The sequence below is a fragment of the Streptomyces sp. UC4497 genome (assembly GCF_054871485.1).
In genome coordinates this window covers 363,947-378,898 of the sequence record NZ_JBTYHB010000003.1, presented here as the reverse complement: position 1 = coordinate 378,898, position 14,952 = coordinate 363,947, and the positions used below count along the sequence as shown (strand labels likewise).

The window sequence follows — 14,952 nt, the reverse complement described above, 5'->3', positions numbered from 1 at the left end:
CTGGTACTTCCCGGAGAAGGCGCGCAGGGCCATGTCAGCGATCACATCAGATCGCGAGCGTCCCGCCCTCCACGGGCATGGTCGCACCGGTGACGAAGGTGGAGCGGTCGCTCAGGAGCCAGGCGGCCGCCTGCCCGATCTCGTCGGGGGAAGCCATGCGCTGCTGGATGGCGCGGGCGAAGAAGGTCTTCTCGATCCCGGGCGAGCCGGCGATGGCGCCTTCCATCATTTCGGTCAAAGTGGAGCCGACCGCAAGGGCGTTGACGCGGATGCCGCGCTCTCCGTACTCGTGGGCGGCGGCCTTGGTGAGGCCGATGACGGCGTGCTTGGCAGCCACGTAGGGCGCGCCGACACCGGTGGACACCAGGCCGGCGACGCTCGAGGTGTTGACGATGGAGCCGCCGCCGGAGGCGAGCATGGCGCGGATCTCGTGCTGCAGGCAGTTCCAGGTGCCCCGCACGTTGGCGTCCATCACCAGGTCGTAATCGTCCATGGACATCTCGTGCAGCTCGGTCCCGACGGTGGCGGTGCCTGCGTTGTTGAACGCGCCGTCGAGACGGCCGAACTCCTCGACCACGCCCCGTACCGCCCGCTCGACGTCCCCGGGGACGGTGACATCGCCGGCTATCGGCACGGCGGTGCCGCCCTCGGCGCGGATGTCCGCGGCGAGGTCCTCAAGATTCTGCTGCCGCCTGGCCAGCAGTCCCACCCTGGCACCTTCACGGGCGAACAGCCGCGCCGCGGCGGCACCGATGCCGCTGGAGGCACCGGCGACCAGGATGTTCTTCTCAGCGAGCAAACCGTGTGTTGACATGCGGGAAGTCAAGCAGACGGCGATCGGCCGGAGTCAGGCCGGGCAGGATCTTCCCTCGCCCCCGGCGACCTCAGAACTTCCTTATGCAGCCGCCGAGTTGTGAAACGTTTCGTACGACACGTACCGGGCGCCACGTGCCCGAGTAGAACTGAGCAGGTCATTGCAGGTTGCAGCGGGTCGTTCAGAAGGAGACGAGTATGACGAGTGTGCGGACCCTGTTCCGGGGCGGTCGCGTCATCGATCCGGCCGTCGGATTCGACGGGGCGGCCGACGTGCTCGTGACCGACGGGAAGGTCGCCGCCGTCGGCCCCGACCTCACACCACCGCCGGACACGGAATTGATCGACGCCACCGGGCTCGTCATCGGCCCCGGCTTCGTCGACCTGCACAGCCACGTCCACTCCATCGCCGGGCACCGGTTGCAGGCCATGGACGGTGTGACGACCGCGCTGGACCTGGAGGCGGGCCTGATGCCGGTGGAGCGGGCCTACGCCGAGGCCGCGGCCGCGGGCCGCCCGCTCCACTTCGGCTTCTCCGCCTCCTGGGGCGGCGCGCGGGCCCAGGTCCTCGCCGGCATCACCCCCGACGCCCGGATCGCGTCCAGTCTGGCGGTGCTGGGCGACCCGCGCTGGCAACGTTCCTCGTCACCGCGCGAGTTGACGGCGTGGCTGTCCCTGCTGGAGGACGAGCTGGCGGCAGGCGCGCTCGGGATCGGCATCCTGATGGGCTACGCGCCCGCCACCGAGCCCGCCGAATTCCAGGCCGTGGCCCGGCTCGCGGCGAAGGCCGGCGCGCCCACGTTCACACACGTACGGGAACTGGTCGAAATGGATCCGGCCACCCCCGTCGACGGCTCCATGGAAATCGCGATCGCGGCGGCCGAGACCGGCGCGGCAATGCACCACTGCCACGTCAACAGCACCTCGGGCCGGCACGTCGACCGCGTCCTCAACACCCTTGAGGAATCACGCCAGTCGGGCTCACGGGTCACGGTGGAGGCCTACCCGTACGGGGCGGGCAGCACAGCCGTCGGGGCGGCCTTCATCGCTCCGGAGCGGCTGCGCCTGAAGGGCCTGGGCCCCAGCAGCGTCATCATGGTCGAAACCGGGGAACGGATCGCGGACGCCGCCCGCCTGGAACAACTGCGCGCGCAAGACCCGGGCGCTCCCTGCCTCCTGGAGTTCCTCGACGAGGACAACCCCCGCGACCTGGCCCTGCTGCGACAGGCACTCGCCTTCCCCGACGCCGTCGTCGCCAGCGACGCGATGCCCGTCTTCTGGCCCGACGGCAGCCACGACAGCACCCGGTGGCCTCTGCCACCCGGCGGCACGACACACCCTCGTACGGCCGGAACCTTCGCCAAGACACTCCGCCTGATGGTGCGCGAAACCGGGGCCTGGACCTGGCTGGAGGCCTTCCGCCGCTGCTCCTACCTCCCGGCCCGCATCCTCGACGACGTGGCACCCGGCGCCCGCACCAAGGGCCACCTCAGCGTGGGCGCGGACGCGGACCTCGTGGTCCTGGACCCGGCGACGGTGACCGACGCGGCCACGTACGCGGATCCCACGCGGCCGTCGCGCGGGGTGCGGCATTTGTACGTGGCGGGGGTGCCGGTGGTGTCGGACGGCGCGTTGCAGGCGGACGCACTTCCCGGGCGACCGCTGCGGGGCGAACCGCGGTAGAGGCACTGGAGATTGGCGGGCTGCCGAGATGGCCGACCCAGCCGAGGTGGGCAGCCCGCTACAGTGGCGAAATGTTCAAATCCCGCAAAGTACGCAAAGAAGACGCCTGGAACGGCATCGTCATCGACAAGACCCGCCGGGCGACCGACGGCTCCAACCTCTACCACTACGTCGAGGTACGCCTCCAGGACGATTCGACGCTCAAGGTCCGCGTGGACAACCCCCTGTGGGAGTCACTGACCATCGGCGACCGCCTCCTCAAGGAAGCGGGGACCTCGGAACCGGCCAAGGCGCCTCGATAGACACCCGTCGGCCCCGTGGCCGACCAGCCCGGGGTGCGCTACCGGAAGACGAGGCCCACCGAAGAGGTCCAGAAGGTCACCGTCGGCCCGTAGGAACCGTCCTCCTCGTCGCTGACCTCGACGGTGATCCCACGATCCGGGTAGCGCGTGGACAGGACTCCCTGCCAGCACTCCCCCAGAGCCGAGGCCAACTGAGGCAGCTCCTCCCCGAGCCGGTCGTCATCCGTCAACGGCGTGTTGTTGAACGTGTCCCACAACTCCACGTGGTTCACGACGGATTCGATTCGCTCCCGGTCGTCCCCCAGCTTCGAGAACCAGTCATCGACCGTGTTCTGGTGGAATCGGTCCTTGAGGAATACGCACCCGCGGTACTCCACCGTTTCCGGGCAGAACATCCAGGCGGCGGCCAGAACGAACCGCAGGCCGCCCTCGAAGTCGAGGTAGTTGTCCGGACCGAGGTCCTCGTTCCTCCACTCTGTACGCCACTGCCTGAAGAACGCCGGCAGCTCTCGCTCGGACCACGACGGTTTGATGCGACCCACGGGACCTCCTCCTTCTCGGTCTTGTCTACCTTGAACCATGCGGGGAAGAGGCCGGGTTGACGGTCCGAACGGTCCGCTGGATAAGCTCGTCAGCAGGTGCAACAGCTGCAACGGATGCAATAGGCGCCACAGGCTGCGGTGACTGCGAAAGCCGCTTTCTGCGTGCGTGAATGTGCCTGAATCGGTGTGCGTGAAGGTGAAGGGCCCGCTGGGCTCGAAGGGGGTTCCTCATGACCAACAGGCCGGGAAGCGGACCGGGATCGGGTGATCGGGAGATCGACGACTCGGAGCTGATGGACGTCGCGCAGGACCCGGAGCAGGCCGAGAGCCTCCACAAGGCGCTGCGCACTCTGGCCAACAACCCCAACGTGAACGGCCCGCTCCAGGAGATGGCCCAGGGCATCCTGTCGGGACGTATGGGCATGACCGACGCCATCAAGAACGAGCGCTACATGGACGCGCTGGGCGACCGCATGACCGAGATCCGGCACGCCGCGGAGTCTCAGACCATGGAGGACCGCGAGGCCGAGCGCGGGAAGCGCGAGGAGTGGGCGCGCAAGCGGGAAGAGGAAGAGCAGAAGGAGCGCGACGAGCGCGACGGTCCTTCGACCAACCTGTTCACGGGGTCGAAGAAGCGTGGACAGGGTGGACACCGGGGTTGATCCCGGGCCCAATCCCCCGCCGGTCTCGGAACAGCACTGTGACACCCGGAGGTTGAGCGCTTGTCAGCGCCTCTGGGTACGCTGTCGTAGACATGAGACGGACGCGAACCGGCGGCAGTATGGCGCCGGTTGGTGAAACGGGGGCGTAGTCATGGGTGACGGTTTCAGGAGCAGTCCGGAGACGCTGAGGGCCGAGGGGCAGAACTTCTCCGACATCGGCAGGGAGTTCTACCAGGCAACCGCCAGGCTGAAGAACGGCCTGGCGGCGCAGGGCGACGGCGGAGGCGGCGGAGGCGAGGCGCCGAAGGACACGTCGTTCGCGAGCGTCGCCCAGGACGCCTGGAAAGGCATGACGACCTTCAGCGACAAGGCCGGCACCCCGCCCTGGGGCGACGACGAGCTCGGCGAGAAATTCGGCGTGGTCTACGAGGGCCTGCGCGACGGCATGACGGACTCGATGGAGCACCTGGCCACGAAGCTCAACGAGATCGGCAAGGCGTTGGAGCGGATGGCGAAGAACCACGAGGAGAACGAGGACTTCAACGAGGCTCTGGTCAAGGAGCAGACGCCGGAGAACCAGTTCGGCGGCGAGGTCCACGTTCTGAAGTCCGTGAGCAAGTAGCGCGGCCCACACCGGCGCCTGACTTGCAGTCATCCGACCGCCCATAGGAGAGAGTTCGTGTCTCAGCCCGGCGCGCCCGAAGCGGTGCAGCCCGTCCCGACCACCCCCGACGAGGCCCTGGCCGCCGCTCGGTCCCGATTCGAAGTGCTGGACTCCGAAGGGAACCCGGCGCCGCTGCACGTGGTGGAGTTCGACATCGGCTTCCTCGTCCACGCCGTCATGCCCCCGCCGCCGCCCGGCACCCAGGCACCGTTGGGTGGCAGCCACATGGTGATCTCCAAGACCGACGGAGCCGTCACCTACATCCCCAACTTCCCGCCGGACTCCGCGATCGACCTCTACCGCAGCATGCGCCGCACCAACGGCTGAGACCGGCGATGTCTGCAACAGCACTGTGACAAGGGATGGTTGAGGGTTCCGAAGGGCCTTTGGGTACTCTCTGGCATGAGCATGGCGCTGCGTCGGCGCTAGCCGGTTGAGCCGGCCCACAAGGCCGGTACAACACGAACTACATGGCGACAACGGGGGTCTTCGTCGTGGCTTTGATGCTGCCCAACGGGCTTGAGTGGCTTCTCGAGATGTGCGGCTTCGACTGGCCCACAGGCGACGAAGACAAAATGATGGAGTGCGCCAACACCTGGCGCCAGTTCGCCGCCGACGTGACGGACCTCCAGTCCCGCGGCTTAACCGCTGCCGGCAACGTCCTCGCGGAGAACGCCGGGGACTCCATCGACGGCTTCAACAAGACCTGGGAGAAGTTCGCCGGCGGCTCCGGCTACTTCGACGACGCCCGCCAGGGCGCCGAGCTGATCGCCATCTGCATGGACGCCGCGGCGATGCTCATCATCGGGCTGAAGATCGCGGTGATCGCCCAGTTGGTCATCCTGGCGCTCGAGATCGCCGCGGCCCAGGCCGCCGCTCCCTTCACCCTGGGCCTGTCCGAGATCGGCGCGATGGGCGCGGCCGCCGCCACGCGGATGATCCTGCGCAAGCTCCTCAAGGAGATCGCCCAACAGATCTTGCAAGCGGTGCTGGAGACCGCCAAGGAACCGTTCGTCTCCGCTCTCGAAGCCATGATCTCCGACGTGGTCGCCCAGACCGTCGAGCAGAACTTCGGCAAGCAGTCGGGGTACGACCTGGGCCGCACCGCCAAGACGGGTTACGAAGAGGGCAAGAGCGCGCTTGAGAACTCCGGTTCCACGTTCGGCGAGTCCCTGCGCGACGGCGCGGGCTCCCGGGCGGGGCACGGCGCCCGCCATGGTCTGAGTGGCGACGGAGGAGACGGGGGAGACGGCGGCGACAGTTCGTCGAGCTCCGGCAGTGACAGCTCGTCCAACTCGTCCAGCTCCAGCGACTCGTCCTCCGGCGGTTCGTCGTCGAGCAGCAACTCGTCGTCCAGTGACGGCAGTTCGTCCAGCAGCTCCACCGGCTCCAGCGGTTCGCCGAGCTCGTCCAACACGCCGTCGAGCGGCGGCAGTTCGTCGGGCGACTCGTCCGGTTCCAGTACTTCGCCGAGTTCGAGCGGCGGCGACTCCGGGCGCAGGGCGCCGGACATCGGCGGCCCTTCGTCCTCCTCCCCGTCGGGCGGTTCGGACACCTCTTCGCCGAGTACGCCGTCGAGCAGCGGCACGGACGGTCCCGGCGGCACGGCCTCACCGGACACCTCGTCGTCCTCGTCCTCGCCCGCGCCGAGCCGTGGCTCCGACCCGCCCAGCCCGTTCGACGTGGGCACCCAGGCGTACCACGACAGCATCAGTCAGCCGTCGGGCGGCGACTCCTCCACGCCGGACTCCTCGAGCCCCAGCTCCTCCACCCCGGATTCGTCGAGCCCCGACTCGTCCGCCCCCGGCGCGTCCCCGGACTCGTCCACACCGTCTTCCTTGACGCCGGACGTCGAGGGCGGACCGGCCCCCGACACCACCCCTGACTCCGCCCGCCCGGACAGCACCCCGGACGCCCCGACGAACACGCCGCCGGGCACCGAGCCGTCCATGCCCTCCGATCCCTCGCCCAACGAGAGCACGGGCACCACGCCGGACGTCAGCACCTCCCCGACGCCGGACACCACGCCGGAGGGCGCTGCCCCGAGCCGCCCGGAGGGCACCGACACACCCAGCCCGGGCCAGGGTGCGTCGATCCCGGACCAGCACAATCCCGAGCCCACGCCGTCCACCCCGCCCGAGGCCGCGCCCACCCCGGCGCCGGACAACTCCAGCCCCGACCCCGCTGCGCACCAGGTCGACCGCGACTCGGTCAGCACCATGCCCGCGCACGCCCAGGGCCCCACTCCGGGCGACTCCGGCGACGGCACCAACAACGACAACCAGAGCCAGGGCACCGGCAGCGGCCGCATGCCGAGCGGCGCCATGCCCGGCAACGCGCCGACCTCCCACGCCGGCCCCGGCCAGGGCCACGCGCCGACACATTCGACCCCGACACCGCACGACCCGAGCGACCCGGACATGGACCTCATGGGCGGCGTCGCCACGGCGGCACCCCCGGCCCCCAGTGCGCAGTCCGGTGACACGGGCGTCCCGCAGCAGGCGGCCCAGTCCGCCGCGCCACCCTCGACGCCGCCCCCCGGCGCCATGCCGCCGCCGACGGCCGGCCCCATCCCGACGCAGGCACCGGCAGCGGGCGGCCCCACGACAACACCGCGGTCCACCACGCCCAGCGCTACAACACCGCGTACGGATCAGCCGAACGCCCGGCCCACGACACCGTCCCGGGACACCCGGCAGAACGGCCCCGTATCGCCGCCGCGCACCAGCACGCCGCGCGCCGAGACACCGAGCCGCCCGACCACCCCGCCCCGCGGCGACCGCCCGACGAACCGCCCGCCGGACAACCGTCCTTCGGACCACCAGCCCTCGCCCCAGTCCCCCACGTCCACGCCGAACGACCAGGGGATGCCGGCCCAGAACAACCACCAGCCGACCACCCCACAGCCGGACACCACCAACCAAACGCCCGACCAGAACCAGCACGAGCAACAGCAACAGCAACAGCAACAACCCACGGCACCTCCGCCCCCATCCCAGGCGGACAACCTCTCGGACATCCGCAACGACCTGAACATCCCGCACGAGGGCCTGACCACACCCGATCCCGTCCACCAGCAGGACCTGGAGAACGCCCACCCGAGGAACCCCGACGGCACCCCGCAGGTGTTCGCGGACCCGCGGCAAGGGAACTGGGCCGGCCTGCAGAACGACGGTGGCCCCGGAGTGCCCGGCCGGTCCAACAACTGCGCCGACTGCACCCGTTCGTTCCTCGAGACATGGTTCGGCCGCCCGACGGTGTCCGCCCCGCGCACCCTGGACCAGAACCCGGACGGCAGCCTGAACCGCTTCTCCGCGGAGCGCGACTCGGTCGACAACCAGGCACGTTGGGCCGGCGCCCCCAGCACGTACGCGGGCAAGGACCACCCCAACCCGTACGCGCGAATAGCCCATGAGCTGTCGCAGGCCGGGCACGGCTCGGCAGCCGTGATCGGCGTCAACTGGCCCGGCGGTGGCGGCCACGCCTTCGCGGCGGTCAACCACAACGGCCAGGTCCTGTTCGTCGACCCGCAGACGGGTGTCGTCAGCGAGAACCCGATCCACCTGGGCGCCGCAGAGGTCTTCTACACCCCGCTCGACGCCAACAGGAATCCGATCACCCCGTACTTCTTGACGCCGTCGACGCCGCAGCCGTCCACGGAGAACACCACCCCGGACACAACGAACAACACCTCGGGCGAGGACTCGTCGACGAACCAGTCCACGCCCGACCCCCAGTCGTCCGACACCGCACAGGAACCGGCCCCGGCCTCCGAGACCACCACGCCGGACACCGATGCCACCCCGGATCGGGACTCGGACACCACTCAGGCCCCGGAGTCGACGAACCAGGAAGACCCGCAGTCCGAAACGGACCAGGACGCGCAGGACAGCCAGGACAACCAGGACTCCGAATCCCCACAGGATCCCGGGGATTCTCAGGACACCGACACGACCGACTCCACCGACTCCACGCACAATCCGGACGACGGCACCGACCAGCACCACGACTCAGCCGACTCAACGGAACCGACCCCGTCCACGGCAACGCGCCCCTCCGGCCCCCCGGACGGCTACGACGACCCGACCGGCGCCGACAACCGCGCGCAGCAAGAACGATTCCCACGCAACGAGGACGGCTCGTTCCAGCAGGCCCCCGACCCGCGCGAGGGCTCGTGGCTGGGCGACATCCGCGGCCAGAACCCCGACGACTCGGGCCGCGACGTCAACTGCCCCGACGGCGCACTCGCGTTCGCCGACTCGTACGCCGGCAACCCCACGGTCGCCGCCCGCCGCAGTCCGAACGAAGACGGCACCCCCGCGGACACCCCGGAGCCGGGCGGCCGCGACCGTATCGAGAACACTCTGGGCGCCGAGTTCGACGACTTCGGCGACGGCCGCGACGCGTACGACAACCTGGAGACCACCCTCCTCAACGAGGGCCACGGCTCACAGGCCGTCATCATCACGCAGAACGCCGACGGCCGCGCCCACGCCTGGAACGTCGTCAACCACAACGGCCAGATCGTCTACGCCGACCCCCAGACGGGCCAGAGCTCCACCACCCCGCTCCACAACGGCAACAACGGCGTCTTCGCCATCCCCCTGGACGCCAACCGCCGCCCCATCGACACCACCAACCAGCCTGCCGCGCAGAACCAGAGTCAGACTGCGCCGGCCACAGCTGAACGCCCGTCGCCGCAGCGCCCGTCCGGCTCCCCTGACCAGTCCGACAGCCACCGCAGCGCCGAAGCAACTCGCCAGCGGCGAAACCAGACTCTCCCCGACCCGGAGGCCACGGACCAGATACATGCGAATGTCCCTCCGGACGAATCACAACAGGAACTCCGGGAGGAGGAGCACCACCAGGTACGACGGATTGATCTGGATCCGGTCCAGCAGCAGATGCGGGTCTGGGCCCAGGCCACGCCACCCGATCCTTCCCGCTTGGGCGGTCTGCTTCAGGAGTCCCTGAACAATCGGCAAAGGTACGTGGAGGCGACGCGGGACGTCCGCAACACCAAGCGGGCCCTGGACGACGCTCGCAAGCAGGTCAGAGAGGCCATCACAGAACGCAAGAGGGCGATCCAGGAAGCAAAGGACGCCACTACCGACGCCGAGAAGCAAGCCGCTCAGGAGCGGAGGGACGCTGCCGATCAGAGGCTGGCGGCAGCCAGAGCCGCTGTTCCCGCAGCCACGACGGCGCACCAGGAAGCGCAACAGGCCCACCGGGCCGTTCAGGTTCCAAAGACCAACTTCACGGACAGCGACCTGCGCCGTCACCTCGACCCTGAGTGGTCGAACATGAATGACGGTGATCGCTACGCGGCCCTGGCGACGCTCGGCCGTATGAGCCACTCGTTTCACGCGAACAACGCGGTCGGTAGGGCACCTGGGCCGGAGAAGGACAACTCCCCCTATGCGGATGCGCCGCCCAAGCGGGGCAACAAGCCCGACCCGGCGGCCGAGCACCCTGAGTCCGTGGCTGCCTGGCGGCGCGAGGCCTCGGCGCGTCCGAAGGACGTGGGCCTGCAGGACCCGGAAAACCTGCGCGAGCTACTCGAGGAAATAGAACGCAACTCTCCCGACTTGTCGGACAAGAACTACGCGGTTGTCGAGATCGTCGACGACAAGGGCGAAAGCCACTACATCATCGACTCGTCGGTTCCTGCCGCCGGAGACGCGGTGCGTCCCCGCCATTCCGAGGGCCACATCCTGGAATGGATCGAAAGCCTGAACAAAGACCGGGTCGCCGAAGGAAAGCCCAAGTACACCGTAGCGGGCCTGTACACGGAACGTGAGCCCTGCGGTTCTCGGAAGGGTAACTCGGGACACGCGGACTGCTCCATGACGATCCGCGACTCCGAGGCGATGCATGGCGTCCCGGTGTATTACAGCACCACCTACCGGGTCGACCCTGAGCGTGACAAGTTGAAGGAGCAGGAGCGCCAACGGCTGACGGAGGAAGGGACGAACTCCCCGGCCGAAATCGAGAAGAAGGTCAAGGCGTACCGCACACCGAATCAACAGATCATGAGCGAGGAAATCCAGCAACACGTGGATTTCGTGCGGGATTTGGCACAGACGCTGGCAGGCCCGGCCAACAACGCTCCGTCCGCTCCAGCGACCGACCAGAACACACCCCCCGCCCAATCCCCTTCGTCGGGCCCGTCCCACTCCACAGACTCCAACCGCACGCCCCCCTCGGCCCCCGCCGACACAGACCGCCGTCCGCCCAACGATCCCGCAGGCGCACCCACCGCCAAAACGCCTGATGACGAACGCCCGTCTCCGACAGGGCAGGAGAGCGCCAACTCACCTGCAGACGACGGAGCCCCACGGACCGGGCCCATGGACAACGGGCCCTCCCTACCGGGGGATTCGCAGCATTCAGGCCCCGAAGTTTCCCAGCCTGAGACCGAACCCGCGAGCGCAGGGCAAACCTCACGCCCCGCCAACACCGCCGTCGCCACCGGTGAGCAGGCTGGCGCTCCGAACCCATCCGCCGACGATCCCCGCGAGGGCTCCCCCGCTTCAGACAGCCAGGAGAAGAAGTCAGGCCGGCTCAAGCAGGTCTGGCAGTCCTTGACCCACACAGGTCCGGCCGATCCAACCGAGGTCACCACTGATGTGGACCAGCCGCGCTTCGGCAACCACCAGAAACCTGCGGAGATCCAGCCCGATCGTTACGGCACGCCACTGGACCGCCCTGACGGAACACGTACGCCACTGTTCGACGGAACTCCATCACGTGAGGAGACCAAACAGGGAGCCATCGGCGACTGCGGCATCATCGCCACCATGGGCGCCGTCGCAAGCAGGTACCCGGACGTCCTCCAGGACATGATTCGCGAAACCGAGGACGGCAACTACGAAGTCCGCTTCCACGAGGTCGCACGCAACAACCTCGGCAACATGGCGCCGACCGGGCGCATCCTGACCGTGCGCGTCACTCCCGAAGTACCTGTGTACAGCGACTTCCCGGGGACCACCGTCTACGCCAACGCCAACGACGTCGGTGTTGCCTGGCCGGCGATCATGGAGAAGGCCATCGCGGGTCTGGACCAGTTCTGGGACGACAAAAGACGCGAGAGCATGTCACAGATCGCAAAGAACAAGGATTTCGACGGCAACCTACTGACGGGGTACTCCCGCATCACCCAAGGATCCAACTCTGGTGACCGTGCGGAGCTGCTTGCCCAGATGACAGGGCGCACAGCGGAGAACCACGAAGTTCCGACGCAGTACAACATGCAGGGCCACAGTCCACAGAAGCAGCTCCTGGATCACCTGCGGCAGCTCACAGAAAGCGGCAGGCCGGTCATTGTCGGCACTCAAGCGAAAGGCACGGGTGTGGAGAACAAGATGGAGAAGAACCTCCTGAGTTCACACGCCTATGAGGTCGTCTCGGTCGACGAAAAGGGTCTGATTCAGTTGCGCAACCCGCACAACTCCAGGCATCCCGAGCCGCTGACCATCAAGGAGTTCATGAAATACTGCAGCAACCAGTACACCACCCTGGAGGACGAGAAGTGAGCAGTGCCGACACGATTGCCCTCTGGCACGGGATCCAGCGGAACACCGGGATCGCGAGCTTCGCGGTGATGGACATCTACCGGGAGTCCGACGCCTCGGTCAGGGTTCGACTCGGGATCGTCGCCGCCGCCGAGGAGCAGTATCACACCCTCCGTGTTGGTGAGGCCTTCTCTGTAGGCGACGAAACGTGGCAGCTCGCCGAATTGACAGGTTGGCCGAGCGAGGACGACTGGATCGTCAAGCTGCGCCGCGTCTCGGCCACTTCGGCATAGGCCCCCTCGCTGGCGAGTCGGCCCAGAGAGCGCCGGTCTCAGATACACGTCAGCACGTCATACGGCGACCGAAGCCCGTAATACCGTGACGGGGGACGCGAGAACCAACGTCAAGGAGTGACATGCCCGAGCCGACAGCGCCCACCTCTTCGGGGGGAATCGTCGACGACGTCATCGAGTGGTGGCACGAAGGCCGGCGGGAGGGCGGTGTCGGTGTCGCCCATGTCGTCTCTGCTCACGGGACCGATGGCGCCTCGGTCATACGTCGGGTGCACGAACGCCTCGCGGGTAGTGTGCTCGTCGATGCCACGGGACTCACCGCGGAACAGGTCCTGCAACAGGCCCTCAGCGCGTTCGGAGTCGACCTGTCTGCGGACAAGCAGCGCAGTTGGTCGATCGCACGCGGCGAGTGGCCCGAGCAGCGTCTGCTGCTCATCGCCAACGCCCATCGCGCCGGGCCCACCAGGCGATCGCACGAGCCGGAGCGGCTGATCACCTACGCTCTTCGATCGCTGGCATGCGCCAAGTTGGCGGTGCTGACCGACGCGCTCCCCGAACTACTTCTCAGCAGTACGAGCCCCAAGGCCGTCTTCAACTTGCCCACGTCGGACTCCGTCGCGCCGACGCCGGACTCGTCCACACTGCGCGCCTTGGCCCTCGCGGAGCCACGTGTGGTCCCCGTGGCGGTGTGGGCCCAGCTCGTAGCCGCCTTGACCGGCACAGCCCCCACCCAGGACGAACTCACCTCGTTCGCCCGGGAGCACAGTGATCTCGTGCGGTCGGGCCCCTTGGGCGTTTCCTTCGTCGACGAGGGGGTGGCCGAAGCTCTCCGCCCGGAGATCGCTTCCGACGAACTGCAGCGTGCCAACAGGCACTTGGCGCAATGGCTGCTGCAGTCGGTGTCCACCTTCCGCCACCCTGAGGGATGGGCCAGAAGCGGCGCTCTCGGACTGTACGCCGCAGCCGGTATTGCCATGCACGCCGTGCAGGCAGGGACGTACGAAGAGCTGCTGCGAAACAGCAAGGCGATCGCGAACATCCCGCAGAGTGTGTTGATGGACTCCGGTGCCACGGCACTGCGCTATTACGCCCCGGGAGACAGTCCGGCCGCCGACGCAATGCATCTGTGGGCGTGGGGAGTCATCCCGGACAGCCAGGGGTCGTGGGCCTCCTGGCTGCATCTGATGGCCCGCGCGCGGGGCGATCACGAGGCTGCGGATGTCATCGCTGCTTCGGGTGTGTCCTTGCCGTGGCAGGCGAAGTGGACGAACTGGCGCCCGCCGGGCGGCTTTCACCCCGCCTATCTGCAATCCGGGAAGATCCATGCGCTGGCGGAAGTGCGCTGGCGAGGACGGCCGGCTGTCGCAAGCAGACATCGCTCGTTCATGGTCGCATCGCACACCGAGTACACCTCCGTCTGGGATGCGGAAACCGGCGATCGCCTCGCCGGTCCTTGGGAAGGTGACGAGATCCCAGCGAAGCACCGTGAAAACCTCACTCGGCCGACCGAGGAGAACAGTTCGAGCCCTTCCACCGCTCAGGAGCTGTTTGCCGCGGCTCCCGCTCGCCGCAGCGCCAATTCCTTTCTGCTGCCCTGCGGCCCGCTCACCGTCGGCAACGTCACCATCCTCGGCAGCGACTCGGGGCTCCTCGCCGTCGAGTCCGCGGACTCAATGGACTTCACCATCTTCGGCTCCCTTGACCGGTCCTTGGGCGGCGGCTACTCAGACGCCGGCGCGAGCATGCCGGTTGATGCCTCGACGCCTGGTCAAACCGACCACACAGTGCTGGCCCTATTGTTCAACGACATCTTTCCGGTCGAACCCGAAGAACTTCCTGACGAACTCGCCCACGAGCCGACTCGTGAGCTCCTCCTCGAGTTCGGCCTCCCCGACATGCACGACGAAGGTGGGATGACGATCCTGCCTGCCGGCGACTGGGACGTCGAGATTCTCGAAATGATGCCTTCCTGGCCGGATGACATCGACCCCGTCGAAGAGACTGGGCCGTTCTTCCAGATCGGCAAGTGGATGGGGGCCGAGATCGTCATCGACGGTCCGACAGGGCATGTATTGCGTGTTCCGACGGAGCAGGACGAGGAAGAACTCGCCGCCCTGCCCGCAGCACACAGCCTGGAGGCTTTTCTGACCATGGTGGCCTGGTGGGTGACGGGGCTGCGCACCCGGGACACCCTCCCCCTCCCCCATGTCGAGAAGCCAACGATCTTCGGCAAGGTTGCCGGCGCACTGTCCGAGATCGAAGAAAAGGGCAGCGAAGCACTCGCCTGGAAATACATCTTCGTCAACGAGTGAGCCTGCTCATCCACTTGATGAGGCCCCTCCCGCCCTAGGCGCCGGTAGTGGGGTGGACCCGTCCCATGGGAATTTCTCCGAATCCTGACATCTCGGCCCTTTAGTCCATCCGGGCCGAGGACGGCTCTTGTCACGCTGAGCTCACGAAGGGAATCAATCTACTGTTG

General features: G+C 67.7%; 10 protein-coding genes. 8 read left to right on the top strand and 2 right to left on the bottom strand.

Annotated features, from left to right (window positions below):
• Window positions 1-46: 46 nt before the first annotated feature.
• Window positions 47-814 carry an SDR family NAD(P)-dependent oxidoreductase gene (locus ACYSUO_RS06690; RefSeq protein WP_461775068.1) on the bottom strand — a complete coding sequence of 256 codons (768 nt, stop codon included), beginning with the start codon at window positions 812-814 and terminating at the stop codon, window positions 47-49.
• A gap of 167 nt (window positions 815-981) precedes the next feature.
• Here ACYSUO_RS06690 and ACYSUO_RS06685 point away from each other — a divergent pair, with 167 nt between their 5' ends.
• Both ACYSUO_RS06685 and ACYSUO_RS06680 read left to right on the top strand, forming a co-directional pair.
• Window positions 982-2,496, top strand: a complete 1,515-nt coding sequence (locus ACYSUO_RS06685) for an amidohydrolase family protein (RefSeq protein ID WP_461775067.1) — start codon at window positions 982-984, stop codon at window positions 2,494-2,496.
• A 71-nt stretch (window positions 2,497-2,567) separates the two neighbouring features.
• Window positions 2,568-2,798, top strand: a complete 231-nt coding sequence (locus tag ACYSUO_RS06680; protein ID WP_461775066.1) for a DUF7489 domain-containing protein — start codon at window positions 2,568-2,570, stop codon at window positions 2,796-2,798.
• 38 nt (window positions 2,799-2,836) lie between these two features.
• Here ACYSUO_RS06680 and ACYSUO_RS06675 read toward each other — a convergent pair whose 3' ends face one another.
• Entirely contained in the window at window positions 2,837-3,340 is a 504-nt protein-coding gene (locus ACYSUO_RS06675; protein ID WP_461775065.1) for a hypothetical protein, read from the bottom strand.
• Between the two features lie 230 nt (window positions 3,341-3,570).
• Between ACYSUO_RS06675 and ACYSUO_RS06670 the strand changes: the two genes are divergently transcribed.
• The 6 genes from ACYSUO_RS06670 (at window position 3,571) to ACYSUO_RS06645 (ending at window position 14,785) form a co-directional block, all read left to right on the top strand.
• Entirely contained in the window at window positions 3,571-4,002 is a 432-nt protein-coding gene (locus tag ACYSUO_RS06670) for a hypothetical protein (RefSeq protein WP_461775064.1), read from the top strand.
• Window positions 4,003-4,153: 151 nt separating this feature from the next.
• A complete protein-coding gene (locus ACYSUO_RS06665) occupies window positions 4,154-4,624 on the top strand; it encodes a hypothetical protein (protein ID WP_461775063.1) in 471 nt (156 codons plus the stop codon).
• 57 nt (window positions 4,625-4,681) lie between these two features.
• Complete coding sequence (locus ACYSUO_RS06660; protein WP_461775062.1) at window positions 4,682-4,993, top strand: hypothetical protein; 312 nt, start codon at window positions 4,682-4,684, stop codon at window positions 4,991-4,993.
• A gap of 143 nt (window positions 4,994-5,136) precedes the next feature.
• Window positions 5,137-12,201, top strand: a complete 7,065-nt coding sequence (locus tag ACYSUO_RS06655) for a toxin glutamine deamidase domain-containing protein (protein ID WP_461775061.1) — start codon at window positions 5,137-5,139, stop codon at window positions 12,199-12,201.
• Window positions 12,198-12,473: a DUF6406 domain-containing protein gene (locus ACYSUO_RS06650; RefSeq protein ID WP_461775060.1), complete on the top strand. Its 276-nt coding sequence runs from the start codon at window positions 12,198-12,200 to the stop codon at window positions 12,471-12,473. The genes ACYSUO_RS06655 and ACYSUO_RS06650 overlap by 4 nt, the downstream gene beginning before the upstream one ends.
• A 122-nt stretch (window positions 12,474-12,595) precedes the next feature.
• The gene (locus ACYSUO_RS06645) at window positions 12,596-14,785 is read left to right on the top strand and encodes an SUKH-4 family immunity protein (protein WP_461775059.1); all 2,190 of its coding nucleotides are present in this window, start codon (window positions 12,596-12,598) and stop codon (window positions 14,783-14,785) included.
• Window positions 14,786-14,952 lie beyond the last annotated feature (167 nt).

What these genes read in the sequence shown, in the direction of transcription:
- ACYSUO_RS06690 (WP_461775068.1), bottom strand. Translation starts at nt 814, where the DNA reads ATGTCAACACACGGTTTGCTCGCTGAGAAGAACATCCTGGTCGCCGGT.
- ACYSUO_RS06680 (WP_461775066.1), top strand. Translation starts at nt 2,568, where the DNA reads ATGTTCAAATCCCGCAAAGTACGCAAAGAAGACGCCTGGAACGGCATC.
- ACYSUO_RS06670 (WP_461775064.1), top strand. Translation starts at nt 3,571, where the DNA reads ATGACCAACAGGCCGGGAAGCGGACCGGGATCGGGTGATCGGGAGATC.
- ACYSUO_RS06665 (WP_461775063.1), top strand. Translation starts at nt 4,154, where the DNA reads ATGGGTGACGGTTTCAGGAGCAGTCCGGAGACGCTGAGGGCCGAGGGG.
- ACYSUO_RS06655 (WP_461775061.1), top strand. Translation starts at nt 5,137, where the DNA reads ATGGCGACAACGGGGGTCTTCGTCGTGGCTTTGATGCTGCCCAACGGG.
- ACYSUO_RS06645 (WP_461775059.1), top strand. Translation starts at nt 12,596, where the DNA reads ATGCCCGAGCCGACAGCGCCCACCTCTTCGGGGGGAATCGTCGACGAC.